Here is a 15,242-nt window from a genome sequence, read left to right as displayed (position 1 = left end):
GGGGACTCCGATGGCTTACGTCGATGGATTTCTGTTGCCGATCCCGAAGAAGAATCTGGCGGTCTATCGCCGCATGGCGAAGCTGGCCAGCAAGGTCTGGCGCGAGCATGGCGCGCTCGAATATCGCGAATGTGTCGGGGACGATCTCGCGGTGAAAATGGTGTTGCCTTTCACGCGCATCACCAAGGCCAAGCGCGGCGAGACCGTCGTCTTCTCCTGGGTCGTCTATAAATCGCGGGCCCATCGCGATCGCGTGGTGGCGAAGGTGATGAAGGATCCGCGCCTCGCGAAGATGGCGATGCCGGAAGGCATGCCTTTCGACCCGAAGCGCATGTCCTATGGCGGGTTCAGGGTGATCGTCGAAGCCTAGGTTCCCATGCCTGTGTGATTTCGGTGATAGCCCGCGCCTTCGGCCGGCTTGTCGCCTATCTCTCCCAGGTGACGTCTTGACGGCGGGTGGCAAACAGTATTTAACCATGAGGTTAATTAACGATGTGGTGTAATAACGATGACGTCCGACCCGCTCAGCGCCACCTTCGCGGCCCTGGCCGATCCGACGCGGCGCGCGATCCTGGCGCGGCTGGCATTGGGCGAGAGTTCGGTGTCCGAGCTGGCCGAGCCCTTCGAGATCAGCCTTCCCGCGGTCTCCAGGCATCTCAAGGTGCTGGAGCGCGCCGGCCTGATCGCCCGCAGCCGCGAGGCGCAATGGCGGCCCTGCCGGATCGAGGCGGCCCCGTTGCAAGAAGTAGCCGACTGGGTGGATCGCTACCGGCGCTTCTGGGAAGCGCGTCTCGACCGGCTGGATGCCTATCTGCGTGAACTCGACAGCAAAGAGAAGAAACATGCCCGTAAAGGCAGGAAACGCCGCCGCCGCGAAACCCACTGAACGGACGATCACCCTCACGCGCGTCTTCGCGGCACCGCGCGAAACGGTTTTCGCAGCCTGGACCGACGCCCGGCGCATCGCGCGATGGTGGGCGCCCAACGGATTCACGATCCCTCATTGCGAGGCGGACCCCCGACCCGATGGCGTTTTCACGCTCTGCATGCGCTGGGCGGACAAAGGCGATTACTGGATGCGCGGCCATTACCGCGAGGTCGTCGCTCCCGAACGCCTGGTCATCGTCGCGACCGCCTATGACGCCCAGCAGATGCCGCGGCTGGACGCCGTCGTCGAGGTCACCCTGTCGGGGCAGGCGGGCGAGACGGTGCTCACCTTAAGGACGACGGCACGCGGCTCGGGCGATATCGCCGGCGCCATGCTCAACGGCACGAAGGAAGGCTGGAATCAGAGCATCGACCATCTCGAACGTCACCTGGCCGACCGGCCTTGACCCATCAACGGAGAGTCGACATGCAACCGCACAAGATCGTCTCGGAGCGGGAATGGCTGGCGGCGCGCAAGGCGCATCTGGCGAAGGAGAAGGAATTGACCCGGTTGCAGGACGAGCTCGCCGCCGAGCGGCGCGAGCTTCCCTGGGTCAAGGTCGAGAAGAACTATATCTTCGAGGGTCCTCGCGGAAAGCAGACCCTGTCCGATCTGTTCGCCGGCCGCAGCCAGCTGATCATCTATCATTTCATGTTCGGCCCGGATTGGCCGCAGGGCTGTCCATCCTGCTCCTTCATGGCCGATCACATGGATGGCCCCAATCTCCATCTGAAGCATCATGACGTGACGCTGATGGCGGTCTCGCGCGCACCCTGGCCGAAGATCGAGGAGTTCAAGAAGCGCATGGGCTGGCGCTTCAAATGGGTCTCGTCGGAAGCAAACGATTTCAATTTCGACTATCACGTTTCCTTCACCCCAAAGGACAAGGCCAGGGGCAGGGTCGTCTATAATTTCGAGACCATGGACTACATGTTCGACGAGCTGCCCGGCATCAGCGTCTTCTACAAGGATCCGTCGGGCACGATCTTCCATACCTATTCGGCCTATGCACGCGGCGGGGACATCCTGCTGGGCGCGCATCATTTCCTCGATATGACGCCCAACGGCCGCAACGAGGCGCATGGCATGGATTGGGTGCGCCATCATGACCGCTATGACGCACCGCCGGATGCCACCGCCAGCAACGACTCCTGCTGCGACGCTCAAACCGACCCGGTGTCGGAAATGCGCAGGCAGCTCGACAAGGTGGGATGAACCCAAACCGCTTCCCGCCTGCGTATGCCGGCCCCATGGAGAGAGCGATGACGGAGCGATCCGTGACGCATGCCACTTTCACCATCGAGCGGATCTACAATGCTCCGCCGGCGCGGGTCTTCGCCGCCTGGGCGTCGGCGGAGGCGAAGGCGCGCTGGTTCGCCGGCGACGGGGAGGGCTGGGAGACCGGCAAGCTCGAGCTCGACTTCAGAGTTGGTGGACATGAGCGCGTCACCAGCCGGCAGAAGGGCGGCACAGCGCATACCTACAATGCGACCTACCAGGACATCGTCCCTGGCGAGCGCATCGTCATTTGTTACGACATGCATCTCGACAAGATCCGGATCTCGGTGTCGCTCGCGACCGTGCAGCTCAAACCGCAGGGCAAGGGTACGAAGCTGACCTTCACCGAGCAGGGCGCCTTCCTCGATGGCTATGACAATGTGAAGTCGCGCGAAGAAGGCACGAAAGGCCTACTGAACAGCCTTGGCCGGACCCTGGAGCGAGAGACCCCGGCCCACTGACAAAACGTCCGATCGTCGGAGACAGATCATGGAAACGCAGAAGATCGCATCGCGCGAGGAATGGCTGGCAGCCCGCAAGGCGCTGCTTGCCAAGGAGAAGGAACTGACCCGTGCGCAAGATGCCCTGAACCGGGAGCGGCGCAAGCTGCCGATGGTGCGGGTCGACAAGGGCTATGGCTTCGAAAGCCCGGACGGGAAGGTGAAGCTGCCCGACCTGTTCGAAGGCCGCCGTCAGCTCATTGTCTATCACTTCATGCTGGATGCGGACGCAGCGCCGCCGGGTCAGTCGGGGGCGCCGTGGGACGAGGGCTGCCCGGGCTGCTCCTATTTCGCCGATAATATGCCCGATCTGTCGCATCTCCATGCGCGCCAAACGACCTTCGCCATGGTCTCACGCGCACCGCTCGCCAAGATCGCGCCCTTCAAGCGCCGCATGGGCTGGGCCATGCCCTGGTATTCCTCCTTCGGCAGCGACTTCAACTACGACTTCCATGTCACGCTGGACCCTGCCAAGGGCAGCACCGAGTGGAATTTCCAGAGCGCGGCGGCGCTGCAGCAATCCGGCAAGATTCCCTGGACCAAGGGCGAGTTGCCGGGGATCAGCGTGTTCCTGCGCGACGGCGACGAAATCTTCCACAGCTATTCGAGCTATGCCCGCGGGCTCGATTCCCTGATCACGACCCATCATCTCCTCGACCTGACGCCATTCGGCCGTGGGGAAGGCTGGGACGGAATGCCCGATCTCGGCCAGGGCATGAACTGGCTCCGTCATCACGACAAGTATGACGACCGGAAATCGCCTTCCTGCTGCCATTCCTGAAGGGTCTGTTCCCTCTTTTTCCCGGAGAAATTTTTCCATGCTCATAAAGATCCTGATCGGCATTGCCCTCATCGTCGCAATCTTCGTCGTGGTCGTGGCGCTGCAGCCCTCTGATTTCCGCATCGAGCGCACGACCACGATTGCAGCACCAGCCGACGCCGTGTTTGCCCAGGTGAACGATTTCCACAAATGGGAAGCCTGGTCGCCCTACGACAAGATCGATCCGGCACTGAAAAGGACCTATAGCGGCGCGCCTGCCGGCGTCGGCGCGATCTATGAGTGGGTCGGCAACAAGCAAGTGGGCGAGGGCAAGGCGACGATCACCGACAGCCGGCCCAACGAGCTGGTCCAGATCCAGCTCGATTTCCTGAAGCCTTTCGCCGCGACCAACATCGCGGAGTTCAGCCTGGCGCCCCAGGGCGGGCAGACCGCGATCACCTGGAGCATGACCGGTCACAACAATTTCATGTTCAAGGCCGTGGGGCTGTTCATGAACATGGACAAGATGGTGGGCGGCCAGTTCGAGCAGGGACTGGCACAGCTCAAGACCCTGGTGGAGTCGGCGCCCGCGTCATAGGCCCAGGAGCCACCGTCTTCGCTTCGTCCAGTTGGACGCAACAATAACAACAGGGACGGGCGGCAGCCGACCTTGCCGCACCGCCGACGCCTTCCAGACATCGACGACGTCAACCTCTTACAACCCTGACAAGGAGATATCATGCTCGTTCAACCCTATCTGATGTTCGATGGCCGCTGCGAGGAAGCGATCGAGTTCTATCGCCGCGCCGTCGGCGCCGAAACCACGATGCTGATGCGCTTCAAGGACAGCCCGGAGCCCGCGCCGCCGGGCATGGTTCCGCCTGGCTCGGAGAACAAGGTGATGCATGCCGCGATGAAGATCGGTGACTCGACCGTGATGGCCACGGATGGCGGCTGCCAGCAGAAGGCGGCCTTCGAGGGCTTCTCCCTGACGCTCACGGTGCCGAACGAGGCCGAGGCCGATCGGCGGTTCAACGCCCTGGCCGAAGGCGGCCAGGTGCGAATGCCGTTGGCCAAGACCTTCTTCTCGCCGCGTTTCGGCATGCTGCAGGACAAGTTCGGCGTGGGCTGGATGGTGATCGTGGCGCATTAAACCACGGCGTCGCCATTTCTCGTATTGACGAGAGAGGGCCAGGGGACGGGGCGGATCGGCAAGGGCCAGCCGCTGCGTCCTACTGGCCCTCTTTCTATTACGGGCGGATCGGCCAGGAATCTCAGAGACTTGAGGTTTCGAAGAAATTTTTCAGCGGTGATGTCGATTTGAGTAGAGCCCGTTCGTCGTTCAGACAGAGCCCGAGTCCAACCCGGCCCTACCGGCCGCACTCCGGCTCCCGAACCGAAACCGATGGAGTGACTTCGATGCGTTTCATGATTATCCGCAAGGCAGACAAGGACACCGAGGGCCTGGTCAAGCCGAGCACGGAGATACTGGCCGCCATAAACCAATATATGGAGGAAATGGCGAAGGCCGGAGTGGTTCTAGGTGGCGAAGGATTGCGTCCGAGCGCCGAGGGCTTCCGGGTGAATTTCGCCAATGGCAAGCCGCGCGTCATCGATGGACCCTTCACCGAGGTGAAGGAACTGATTGCCGGCTATTTCCTGATCCAGGTGAAATCCAAGGCCGAGGCGATCGAGTGGGCCAAACGCTGGCCGGCGCTCGACGCCAACGGCAATCTCGAGCTCGAAATCCGTCCGCTCTTCGAGGCGGAGGATTTCGGTGAGGAGTTCACGCCCGAGCTTCGTGAAGCGGAGAATCGCCTCCGCGCCGAAATCGAGCGCAAGCATTGAACCCTGGCCCTACAAGGAGAAACGACCATGCGATTCCTGATGCTGATGATTCCCAAGGGCTACGAGAACGCCACGCCGGGCACCCTGCCGAGTGCCGATGCCGTCTCGGCAATGATGAAATACAACGAGTCCCTGCAGAAGGCCGGCGTGCTGCTGGCCCTCGACGGTCTCCATCCGCCTTCGATGGGCGCGCGCGTCACCTTCCCGGGCGGCAAGGCCAAAGTCACGGACGGGCCTTTCGCCGAGGCCAAGGAGGTGCTGGGCGGTTACTGGATGATCCAGGTGAAATCGAAGGCCGAGGCGATCGAATGGGCCTCCCGCTGCCCGGCCGGAGAAAACGAGACCATCGAGATCCGTCAGGTGCAGGAGATGTCGGATTTCCCGGCCGATGTTCAGAAAGCGGTGGAGGGGTTTTCCGACATGCTGGCGAAATCCGGGCAACGCCGCGGGAGCTGATCCCGCCTCAGTGGGGCGGCCGCTTCGGTTGCGATAAGCGGAGGAAGATGGTGTGATTGGTCGCTGTGACGGCGACCGGCATCCATCAAGCGATCGACGCGATCTGGCGGATCGAGCAGGCGAGGCTCGTGGCGGGCCTCGCCCGCATGCTGCGCGACGTCGGCCTCGCGGAGGAGTTCGCGCAGGATGCGCTCGTGGCCGCCCTCGAGCGCTGGCCGCAGTCGGGCATTCCGGATAAACCCGGTGCCTGGCTGATGGCGACCGCGAAGAACCGCGCGATCGATCGTCTGCGCCGGAACAAGCGCCTTGGGCCCAAGCATGAGGAAATCGGCCGCGAGCTCGACGCCCGCCAGGAGCAGGCGGTGACGGAGCTGGAAACGGCACTCGACGATCCGGTCGGCGACGACCTGCTGCGGCTGATCTTCACGGCCTGCCATCCGCTGCTCTCGACCGAGGCGCGGCTCGCCCTCACGCTCCGGCTGCTGGGCGGCCTCACCACCGAGGAGATCGCCCGCGCCTTCCTGGTGCCGGAGCCGACCATCGCCCAGCGCATCGTGCGTGCGAAACGGACCCTGGCCGCGGCAAAGGTCCCCTTCGAGCTGCCGCAAGGGGAAGAATTGGCCGCACGCCTGGCCTCGGTGCTGGAGGTGATCTATCTCCTCTTCAACGAGGGCTATGCGGCGACTGCCGGCGAGGATTGGATGCGGCCGGCGCTGTGCGAAGAGGCGTTGCGGCTGGGCCGGATCCTGGCCGAGCTGGCGCCGCTCGAGCCCGAGGTCCATGGGCTGGTGGCGCTGATGGAGATCCAGGCCTCGCGCTTCGGCGCGCGGACATCGCCTTCCGGCGAACCGATCCTGCTGCTCGACCAGGACCGCGCCCGCTGGGATTATCTGCTGATCCGGCGCGGGCTGGCCGCGCTCGAGCGTGCCGAAGGCCTGCAAGGGGCGTTCGGAACCTATGCGCTTCAAGCCGCGATCGCCGCCTGTCACGTGCGGGCGCTGACGGCGGCCGAGACCGATTGGCCGCGGATCGTGGCGCTCTACGACATGCTTTCCCAGGTCGCGCCCTCGCCGGTGGTGGCCCTCAATCATGCCGTGGCGGTCTCGATGGCCTCGGGCCCGGCGGCGGGGCTCGAGCGGATCGACCGGCTCGCGGCGGAGCCGGCGCTCAAGGCCTATCATCTGCTGCCCGCCGTGCGCGGCGATCTCTTGAGAAAGCTCGGCCGCACCGACGAAGCCCGCGCCGAATTCGAGCGCGCCGCCTCGCTCACTCGCAATGCCCGCGAATGCATGCTGCTGCTGGAACGTGCCGCTGAATGTGGGAACGCTTATCCCGCTGTCCCAGGGACACAGCAGTAATACTATGCCACCGTTTTCTGGAACCCTTGCTTTGCCGACGTGCAATGTTTCGTCGATGTCGGATTTGGAGCTCTCAGCGGATGGAAGCCAGACGTAGCGGCAACTCCGAGAAGGGCGAGGAGCAGACCTCCGCCGTTATGCTGCGGTACTTCCGCTTTTGACCCAAAGCGGACCACAGGGGCGGTAGATGGCCCGGCCGGCCGCAAAGCGCGCTCGCGAGTTCACTGCCTCTTGCCGCAGCCCCATGGGGCAATGAAAGACGTTGTCCGATGGAGACCCACGGATCAACCCCATTTTGAACGGGATAGTAAGCATAGGATTCCTCTCCGAATTTTGTAATATGGAGCTGAGGGAAAAACGGTTCCGTGACATGGCGACCGGTGTCGGTTTCGCGGCGCGGGCCGGCATTTCCTGTACGCGAGGCACGAGAGGTGGCATTCATGGCGAAGGACCAGGCTGCAGAACGGGGCGGTGGTCAGACACTCGCCGACGCCAAAGAATTCGCGACGATCGAGAAGAACTGGCAGCTCACCGGCAGGTCGAAGCTGCGCGTCCCGCCCGGAAGATACAAATACGTCGAGGAACTCGCCCACCTTCAGTTCGAGCTCATCAAACTGCAGGAATGGGTGCGCATGAAGGGTCTGAAGGTCGCCGTGGTGTTCGAAGGCCGTGATGCCGCCGGCAAGGGAGGCGTCATCAAACGCATCACCGCGCCGCTCAATCCACGGGTCTGCCGAATCGTCGCGTTGGGGACGCCGACCGAGCGCGAACGCGGGCAGTGGTATTTTCAGCGCTATGTCGCGGAGCTTCCAGCGCGCGGCGAGATCGCGCTGTTCGATCGCAGCTGGTACAACCGGGCGGGCGTCGAGCGGGTCATGGGATTCTGCACCAAGGAGGAATATCAGGAGTTTCTGCGCGCCTGTCCGCTCTTTGAGGAGATGCTGATCCGCTCGGGGATCTATCTCATCAAGTATTGGTTTTCGGTCAGCGACAAGCAGCAGGAAGCGCGCTTTCACGAGCGCATGCAGAATCCGTTCAAGCGTTGGAAGCTGAGCCCGATGGATCTCAAGGCACGCCAGTTGTGGGTGGAGTATTCAAAGGCCAAGGACAAGATGTTTGCCTATACCGACACCAAGGAGAGCCCTTGGAACGTGGTTGACGCCGACAACAAGAAGCGGGCACGGCTCAACTGCATCCGGCACCTGCTGCAGCAGATCCCGTACCCCGACATGAAGCCGATCGAGATACCGCTGCCCTCGCGAGAGGCCGACACCGGCTACCAACGGCCTCCGAAATCGAAGCAGAGGTTCGTTCCGAAAGCCTATTGAAGGCACTGCTGGCGCCCGTCATGCATAATGCCTCGTTCAAGGCAGCGGAGAATGTCCGCTGGTGGCACAACGCGGAAATCCCGCGATGTCGGCTTTCGCGCCGCTGTCAGGGGCATAGCGGACATCAAGCGCTCTTGAGCTGAACCGCACGATTATGAGTAGACGGCCTAGCGGCTGCGGGAAACCCGCCGAGTGAGGCGGCGGGCGCCCAGTTCGGGCCCTTAAGGGAGTGTCAACAACACTAAGCGCACGCTTAGGAAACTCAGATATATGCTGCCGCCAGAGCTCTGTTGGCGAAGGCAGGGTCGCCCCCTGTACTGACGCCCTGAGCAAGGAACAGCGGCAATGTTCCGGGAGCACAGGCGATGCCCGTGAGTACCGCTCGCATTGCAACCTTAGCGATGATCGGCGCGCTCATTGTTCTGCGTGCGGTGCGTATGTTCTGGCCACAGCATGGCAGCGCCAGTAAAGCGATTTCTCAGGACGCCTCGCTCCGACTGTCGTGGTTGACGCTTGCTGCGGCTGTTTTGGCAAGCGCTGCGGTAAGCCACAATGCACCGGACCGGAACAGCCCGGCTTCGCCCCCAGAACTGCAAAGCGGGGCTTCGCCGAACATCGTCGCTTCCGGGTATCCTCGCGTCATTAACGGCGACACGATCAATATTCACGGCACGCGAATCAGGCTCTTCGGGATCGATGCACCGGAGAGCAATCAGACTTGCAAGAACGCCTCCGGCCAGGTCTTCGACTGCGGCTGGAAGGCAACCGTCGCCCTGGTCGATCACATCGCCGGCGGCACGGTGTCATGCCGCTCGCGCGGCGTCGACCGCTTCGGCCGCACAGTTGCAGTTTGCCGTCTGGGTTCGGAGGATTTGAACGCCTGGATGGTCGCACAGGGCTGGGCGGTGGCGTACCGGCACCACAGCCTCGACTATGTGCCGCAGGAGAATGCCGCACAGGCGGGGAAGCTCGGGATCTGGGCCGGCTCGTTCATGCTGCCGTGGGAGTGGCGCAGGACCCATTAGTCCGCACGCCCCAATGGACTCACCAGAACGGCACTGTATGGCAAGTTGAATATGTGGCGGCAGGGTGGGCAATGTTCGCAACAACAGCCCGTCTGGCGGGCTACCAGATCATGGGTATCAGGCGATAGCGCAGTTTTTTCAGGTACTCCCGATAGCCCGGCAGGTTCCTCGCCAGGAACCTTTCCTCGTCGAGGAGGCGCCATATCAGCGCGGGAACCAGCGCAGCGATGACGAGCAACCCCCACCAGGAACCAAGCGTGATCGGTATGCCGAGAAGCATCACGAGGCCTCCGGCATACATGGGGTGCCGCACGAGCGCGTAGGGACCCGTCGAGATGACTCTTTGATCGGGAGCCAACTCGATGGTGGCCGAGGCAAAGGTGTTTTCTTTGAAGACGAAGAAGATCGCGACCCAGCCGAGAAGAAAAATCAGGTCTCCAGCCAACGCGCTATAAGGCGACATCTGCGACCAGGCGAAGCGATGATCGAGCGCGGGCACGATGAGCAGGCCGATGAAGGCCAGCGACGCGAAGGACATGATGATTTTCTGGGTCGTTTCCTTCTCGGCCGTCGGCCCGCCTCGCTTGCGTCGCGCCAAGAGCGCCGGGTCCTTTCGCATGAGATAGAGGGTGATTACGAGCGACGAAATGGCATAGGTGGCAAGGAACACCCAGGCCTGCCAGTAGTTGACGCTTCCGGCGGGGATGAACAGCATTGCCGCCATGACAAGAAGGACGGCCAGGAGATTGCCTAGCAGTTTCATGTCCAGGTGTTGATCTCCTGACAGTGATAGCCGCCGATCAAGGTCCCTTGTCGGTGCCGTCGATCGCTTCGACGATCAGGTGCTGCAGCCGCGCCAGATGACCTTCCTGCAGCGGCGACAGCAGGCCTGATTGATAGACGCCCGCCTCGAAATTCCGCTGCACGCTCTCGCACACACCCATATCCTCTCGCGTGATCTGCTTGTTCCATTCCGTGGAATCGGCCCGCTCCTCGGCGGAGAGGTCGGCGAACCAGGACCAGTTGGTGAGCTTCATGCGGGTGGGGGAAAGCGGCTCGATGCGCTCGGCCTTGAAGCTGCGCGCCCCGGCCACGCCCTGGAATCCCGGGAACCGGTAGAACCAGATGCCCTGGTTGCCGCGCAGCGCGCTGTCCTCGCCGGCATAAGTGACATGGAACACGACGAGCCGGCCCTCGTCATAAGCCTTGATCTGCGTATGGCTGCGATCGACCGCGGCCGTCAGCCGCTTATGGATCAGCGGCAGGTGATAGCCCTCGACCGTGTTCTCGCAATAGGCCTTCCAGTTGCAGTCGCCCTCGGCCGAGAAGCTGCCATTCAAGGCGAGGTCGGCCGGCTGGGGGAACTCGTCGCACAAGCCCGGCAGGCTGCCGAGCCAGCTCGTGAGATCGGGTGCGCGTTCGTCGAAGCAGACGAAGACCAGCTCGTTCCAGCATTCGACCCGGATCGGGAAGAGGCCGCGCTCTGAGAGATCGAGCTCGCCGTCGGCGCCGAAGTTCGGTGCCTTGCGCAAGGCGCCGGTCAGATCGTAGGTCCAGGCGTGATAGGGGCAGACGATGCGGGCGCAAGTGCCGCTTTCGCCCGTCAGCAACCGCGCGGCGCGATGGCGGCAGACATTGTGGAAGCCGCGCAGGACACCGTCGTCGCCCCGGATCACGAAGACCGGCCAGCCATTGACGTTGTCGGCGCGCCAGCTTCGCGCCTCGCGCAGGCCTTCCACCGGTCCGAACAGCGACCAGTTGCGCGCGAAGATCCGCTGGCGGTCGCGCTGATGCGCCTCCGCATCGACATACCAGGAGACCGGCAGCAGGGTCTGGGTCATTGCGTCCTCTCGCGACCGTGGGGCGTGGCGGCGGCTTCCGCATCGAGCCGCGCCCAGAGATCGCGCACCATGGTCTTCAGTTTCTGCGCCTCGAGCCAGCGGTCGGAAAGCTCGTAACCGTCCGGGCCCGTGATCGCATATTCCTTGGGCCCAAGCTCGCACAGGAAGGTCAGGCTGTCATCGGGCCCGGCACGACGGCGCCAGCTCCGCATGCCATAGTCCCACCAGCTCAAGAACAGCTCGACCCAATGGCGGTGCTGCGGGAAGTCGATCTGGATCTGGATCTGCTCGCGGCTGCCGATACGGCCCTGCAGCCCCCAGCCATGGTCGAGGATGCGATGGATGAGCGCATGGTTCTCTTCCGAGATCGGATACCAGAACTCGCGCCCCACCAGGAAATGCGAGAGATCGGCCTCGAGGCGCAGATCGGGAAAGCGATCGAGCAGATGCAGCGTGAAGATGAGGTCGGTCGTCATCTCGTTGCGATGCGTCTCGACATTGAGCTTGATGCCAGCTTCGGCCGCCAGCGCGCGCCAGCCTTCGATAAAGGGCACGCATTCTTCCAGGGTGTAGGGCCGCACCACAGGCAGCAGGTTGATGTGGGTCCCGCCCAGCTCGCGGGCGCCCTGGAGGATCGGCTTCAACGCCTCGACCGTCGAGATGAAGGCCTCGATCTGCCAGGTGAGGCCGCGCTCGCGCAGCAGGCCGGTGGCCTGGCGCGCGAAGGCGAGATCGCCGAAATCGACGCTGGCGCCGTCGAAGCCGGCTTCGGCGATCATGCGGATCTTCTCTTCGAGCGGCCATTCCAGCCCGTCGGGCCGGCGGCGCTCCATCGCCCAGAGCGACTGGAAGACGAGGAGTTTCTGCATCGGCGGGGGCGCCTTTCCGACCGGGGTCATTCCGCCGAGGTGGCGACGGTGCGCTGGGCCATCCGCCGCGCCGCCATATGACAGGGATCCCACCCAGTCTCGCCGCCGAAGCGTTCGACCAGCGCATCGATCAGGACACGGAGCTTGCCGGAGACCTGCGCGCCCGGCGGCCGCACCAGGAACAGGCCGGCTTCCGGCATCGCGAAATCGGTGAGGAGGGGCTCGAGGCGGCCGCTCTCGACCGCATCCGAGATGATGAAAGTCGGCAGGACCGCGATGCCAAGGCCGTCGGTCGCCCATTGCATCAGCGCCTCGCCGCTGTCGGAGCGAAGCCGTCCGGCGGGCCGCACCGCGGTCCAGCGCTTGCCGACGCGGAAGGACCATTCCGCCACCGAGGTGCCGGTATAGATCAGGCATTCATGCTTGCCGAGATCCTGGGGCGTTTCCGGGCGGCCCCGTTCGGCCAGATAGGCGGGGCTTGCCACTGCGGCGCCATAGATGGGCGCGATCCGGCGCGCCACCAGGCTCGAATCTTTCAGCAGGCCCAGTCGGACCGCGGCATCGAACCGCTCGCCGATCAGGTCGACGAAGCGGTCGCTATACTCCGCGGTGATCTCCAGCCGGGGATGACGTTTCGCCAGCTCGCCCAGGACGGGCGTCACATGGCGAAGGCCGAAAGAGAGCGGCAGCGACAGTCGCAAGCGACCGATGACGCCGCTGCCCTGCTGGGCCACGGCATCGCGCGCTTCGTCGAGGTCGGCCAGGATCCGCTGGCTGCGGGTCTTGAACTCCAGCCCCGCCTCGGTGGGGCTGACGCCGCGCGTGGTCCGGCTGAGGAGACGAGTCCCCAGCTCGGCTTCGAGCCGCGCGATGCGCCGGCTGATGATCGATTTCGACACCCCCAGCCGCTTGGCCGCCCGGCCGAATCCGCCGGTTTCGACCACCTCGACGAAGCCCTTGAGATCGTCCAGCTCGGCCATGGCAGTGTTCCTATTGGAGCAACAGTAAGATGCGGATTATGGGCATACTGATGCGGAATGTGAACCACTAGATTTAGGCCATCGCCAACAAGCTTCATGCCTGAAGGGGTTCATTCCATGTCTACCGTTCTTGTCGTCAACAGCAGCGCCCTGGCCGGCGCGTCGGTCTCCCGGCAACTGGCGGAAAAGGCCGTTGCCCATCTGCGCGCCCAGGATCCGGGCTTGCGCGTCGTCACCCGCGATCTGGGCGAGACGCCGGTCCCGCATCTCACGACCGACGCCGCCACGGCCATTCGCGGCGGCGAGCCCGCCAATGCGGCCCAGGCCGCGACGCAGGCGCTTTCGAACACGCTCATCGGCGAGTTGAAGGCGGCCGACACCGTCATCATCGGCGCGCCGATGTATAATTTCGGCATCGCCTCGACGCTCAAGGCCTGGTTCGACCATGTGCTGCGCGCTGGCGTCACCTTCCGCTATACGGAGACGGGCCCCGAGGGCCTTGTGACCGGCAAGCGCGCGATCGTGATCGAGAGCCGCGGCGGTCTCTATAGCGAAGGCCCGGCGCAGTCCTACGACTCCCAGGAGCCGCACTTACGGACGCTGTTGGGCTTCATCGGCATCACCGACGTCACCTTCATCCGTGCCGAGAAGCTGGCCTTCGGCCCCGAGGCGCGGGAGCAGGCGATCGGCGCGGCCCATGCCGAGCTCGGCCGCCATATCGAGGAACGGCAGCGGCAAGCGGCCTGACCCTCGAGTGGTCCGGTCCGACAGAGGCGGCTCGCCAGCGGTGGGCCGCCTTTTTCCACGCCCAGTATGAGCTCCTGCCGTGTGCCTGAAAGGCGAAGGATGCTGTCGAGCCGGCGCAAGAAGTCGGCACGGGTCGTCGTGGCTGACGGTGCGAGCCACCTTTCGGCCCGCAGGATTTCGTGTGATGCCGATATCCCCATTCGAGGACCGCTGCGGCCATTCAACGTCCGCAAGCGTCCCGCGCTTTGAGCCCGCCGTCGCGATCCAATTGACACATAGACCCGCAAAACGATAATAATAATTTATTATACAATCTATAGACGAAGAACTCATCTCAGCAAAGAATGCTTGTGGTTTTTAACCTAAGCGCTTAGGTTATAAGAGGGACGGCGTGGCGACGGTGCTTCGCGAGCGGGGATATCGGGTGGTCATCTATCCCAACGATCACCGCCCTGCGCATGTCCATGTGATCAAGGCCGAAAGCGAAGCGCTATTCGGCCTGCATTGTCCTGGTGGGCCGCCGGCGTTGCGGGAAAATTACAGCTTCTCGCGTCAGGACCTTCGGAGGATCGAAATGATCTTTGCCGGCCGACTGCGATATCTCTGCGAACGATGGAGAGCCATTCATGGCGCAGCATGATGAATTCGATCGCGCGAATGCCCGCGCTGCTGAGCGTCGGAAATCCGTTCCCGGGGCGGTCTCCGCGGCTTTCAACAAGAGGCAAGGCAAGATTGTCGTCGAGCTAAGCACGGGTCTGACGATCGCGTTTCGGCCCGGTGATGCCCAGGGTTTGGAACAGGCGACCCCGGCCGACCTCAGCGAGATCGAGATCAGCCCCTCGGGCTTCGGCCTTCATTTCCCTCGCATCGACGCCGACCTCTATATCCCGGCGTTACTTGAGGGATCTTTCGGCTCCCGCCGCTGGATGGCAGCACGCCTGGGCATGCGCGGCGGCAAGGCGAAGACGGAAGCGAAGGCAGAGGCGTCCCGTACCAACGGTCTGCTTGGCGGTCGCCCGCGGAAACGGAATCGCGAACTCACCTGAAGAGGCCTCCTTTCGCGGGAGAGGCATGTAACCCTTTTTCTTTTTCCTGGGGTTGCGATGGGGCAGGGGACGCTCGGTCGACGGAGCTTTCTCTCCCTCCTGTGCTCCTTTCGGGCTCCTGAAACGGGAACGGCCCGCCTGTTGAGGGCGGGCCGTTCAGACCGGAGGCGCCGCGGCCAGGGCAGGCGCTCTCGAATTGGTGGCGGCCCTGTCTTTCGTCGGGGTCGAAAATTCCGGGCGCGTGCCGCCGTCGCGCGCCCGGAAGTTGACAGGGAGAC

The 15,242-nt window shown here is 63.5% G+C and carries 20 protein-coding genes; 16 read left to right on the top strand and 4 right to left on the bottom strand.

Annotated features, from left to right (window positions below):
• Window positions 1-10: 10 nt before the first annotated feature.
• The 13 genes from ACREE8_RS04590 (at window position 11) to ACREE8_RS04530 (ending at window position 9,481) form a co-directional block, all read left to right on the top strand.
• Window positions 11-370: a DUF1428 domain-containing protein gene (locus ACREE8_RS04590; RefSeq protein ID WP_431571797.1), complete on the top strand. Its 360-nt coding sequence runs from the start codon at window positions 11-13 to the stop codon at window positions 368-370.
• A gap of 138 nt (window positions 371-508) precedes the next feature.
• Window positions 509-886, top strand: coding sequence for an ArsR/SmtB family transcription factor (locus ACREE8_RS04585; protein ID WP_431571796.1), 378 nt, complete (start codon window positions 509-511; stop codon window positions 884-886).
• Window positions 843-1,334: an SRPBCC family protein gene (locus tag ACREE8_RS04580; protein WP_431571795.1), complete on the top strand. Its 492-nt coding sequence runs from the start codon at window positions 843-845 to the stop codon at window positions 1,332-1,334. The genes ACREE8_RS04585 and ACREE8_RS04580 overlap by 44 nt, the downstream gene beginning before the upstream one ends.
• Before the next feature lie 20 nt (window positions 1,335-1,354).
• Complete coding sequence (locus tag ACREE8_RS04575) at window positions 1,355-2,143, top strand: DUF899 domain-containing protein (RefSeq protein WP_431571794.1); 789 nt, start codon at window positions 1,355-1,357, stop codon at window positions 2,141-2,143.
• Between the two features lie 47 nt (window positions 2,144-2,190).
• Window positions 2,191-2,667: an SRPBCC family protein gene (locus ACREE8_RS04570; protein WP_431571793.1), complete on the top strand. Its 477-nt coding sequence runs from the start codon at window positions 2,191-2,193 to the stop codon at window positions 2,665-2,667.
• A gap of 28 nt (window positions 2,668-2,695) precedes the next feature.
• Window positions 2,696-3,487, top strand: coding sequence for a DUF899 domain-containing protein (locus ACREE8_RS04565; protein ID WP_431571792.1), 792 nt, complete (start codon window positions 2,696-2,698; stop codon window positions 3,485-3,487).
• Window positions 3,488-3,524: 37 nt separating this feature from the next.
• The gene (locus ACREE8_RS04560) at window positions 3,525-4,064 is read left to right on the top strand and encodes an SRPBCC family protein (RefSeq protein WP_431571791.1); all 540 of its coding nucleotides are present in this window, start codon (window positions 3,525-3,527) and stop codon (window positions 4,062-4,064) included.
• Window positions 4,065-4,205: 141 nt separating this feature from the next.
• Window positions 4,206-4,619, top strand: a complete 414-nt coding sequence (locus tag ACREE8_RS04555) for a VOC family protein (RefSeq protein WP_431571790.1) — start codon at window positions 4,206-4,208, stop codon at window positions 4,617-4,619.
• 266 nt (window positions 4,620-4,885) lie between these two features.
• A complete protein-coding gene (locus ACREE8_RS04550; protein ID WP_431571789.1) occupies window positions 4,886-5,314 on the top strand; it encodes a YciI family protein in 429 nt (142 codons plus the stop codon).
• A gap of 27 nt (window positions 5,315-5,341) precedes the next feature.
• Window positions 5,342-5,770: a YciI family protein gene (locus tag ACREE8_RS04545; protein ID WP_431571788.1), complete on the top strand. Its 429-nt coding sequence runs from the start codon at window positions 5,342-5,344 to the stop codon at window positions 5,768-5,770.
• Window positions 5,771-5,835: 65 nt separating this feature from the next.
• Entirely contained in the window at window positions 5,836-7,128 is a 1,293-nt protein-coding gene (locus ACREE8_RS04540) for an RNA polymerase sigma factor (RefSeq protein WP_431571817.1), read from the top strand.
• 440 nt (window positions 7,129-7,568) lie between these two features.
• The gene (gene ppk2, locus ACREE8_RS04535; RefSeq protein WP_431571787.1) at window positions 7,569-8,456 is read left to right on the top strand and encodes a polyphosphate kinase 2; all 888 of its coding nucleotides are present in this window, start codon (window positions 7,569-7,571) and stop codon (window positions 8,454-8,456) included.
• A gap of 365 nt (window positions 8,457-8,821) precedes the next feature.
• Complete coding sequence (locus ACREE8_RS04530) at window positions 8,822-9,481, top strand: thermonuclease family protein (RefSeq protein WP_431571786.1); 660 nt, start codon at window positions 8,822-8,824, stop codon at window positions 9,479-9,481.
• Window positions 9,482-9,581: 100 nt separating this feature from the next.
• Here ACREE8_RS04530 and ACREE8_RS04525 read toward each other — a convergent pair whose 3' ends face one another.
• The 4 genes from ACREE8_RS04525 to ACREE8_RS04510 are packed head-to-tail and all read right to left on the bottom strand — an operon-like array spanning window position 9,582 to window position 13,171.
• Window positions 9,582-10,244: a methyltransferase family protein gene (locus ACREE8_RS04525; RefSeq protein ID WP_431571785.1), complete on the bottom strand. Its 663-nt coding sequence runs from the start codon at window positions 10,242-10,244 to the stop codon at window positions 9,582-9,584.
• Between the two features lie 37 nt (window positions 10,245-10,281).
• Window positions 10,282-11,322, bottom strand: a complete 1,041-nt coding sequence (locus ACREE8_RS04520) for an aromatic ring-hydroxylating oxygenase subunit alpha (protein ID WP_431571784.1) — start codon at window positions 11,320-11,322, stop codon at window positions 10,282-10,284.
• Entirely contained in the window at window positions 11,319-12,191 is an 873-nt protein-coding gene (locus ACREE8_RS04515) for a sugar phosphate isomerase/epimerase family protein (protein ID WP_431571783.1), read from the bottom strand. Before ACREE8_RS04515 ends, ACREE8_RS04520 begins: the two co-directional genes overlap by 4 nt.
• 26 nt (window positions 12,192-12,217) lie before the next feature.
• Window positions 12,218-13,171: a LysR family transcriptional regulator gene (locus ACREE8_RS04510; protein ID WP_431571782.1), complete on the bottom strand. Its 954-nt coding sequence runs from the start codon at window positions 13,169-13,171 to the stop codon at window positions 12,218-12,220.
• Between the two features lie 117 nt (window positions 13,172-13,288).
• On the opposite strand from ACREE8_RS04510, the gene ACREE8_RS04505 reads away from it, so the two are divergent.
• The 3 genes from ACREE8_RS04505 (at window position 13,289) to ACREE8_RS04495 (ending at window position 14,964) form a co-directional block, all read left to right on the top strand.
• Window positions 13,289-13,918: an FMN-dependent NADH-azoreductase gene (locus ACREE8_RS04505; protein WP_431571781.1), complete on the top strand. Its 630-nt coding sequence runs from the start codon at window positions 13,289-13,291 to the stop codon at window positions 13,916-13,918.
• 391 nt (window positions 13,919-14,309) lie between these two features.
• A complete protein-coding gene (locus ACREE8_RS04500; protein ID WP_431571780.1) occupies window positions 14,310-14,558 on the top strand; it encodes a DUF4160 domain-containing protein in 249 nt (82 codons plus the stop codon).
• The gene (locus ACREE8_RS04495; protein ID WP_431571779.1) at window positions 14,545-14,964 is read left to right on the top strand and encodes a DUF2442 domain-containing protein; all 420 of its coding nucleotides are present in this window, start codon (window positions 14,545-14,547) and stop codon (window positions 14,962-14,964) included. The genes ACREE8_RS04500 and ACREE8_RS04495 overlap by 14 nt, the downstream gene beginning before the upstream one ends.
• Window positions 14,965-15,242: the final 278 nt, after the last annotated feature.

Origin of the sequence: Hypericibacter sp., from assembly GCF_050729195.1 — a bacterium.
GTDB lineage: Bacteria > Pseudomonadota > Alphaproteobacteria > Dongiales > Dongiaceae > Hypericibacter.
The sequence above is the reverse complement of the archived record's forward strand: the minus strand, read 5'-3'. Positions and strand labels throughout refer to the sequence as shown.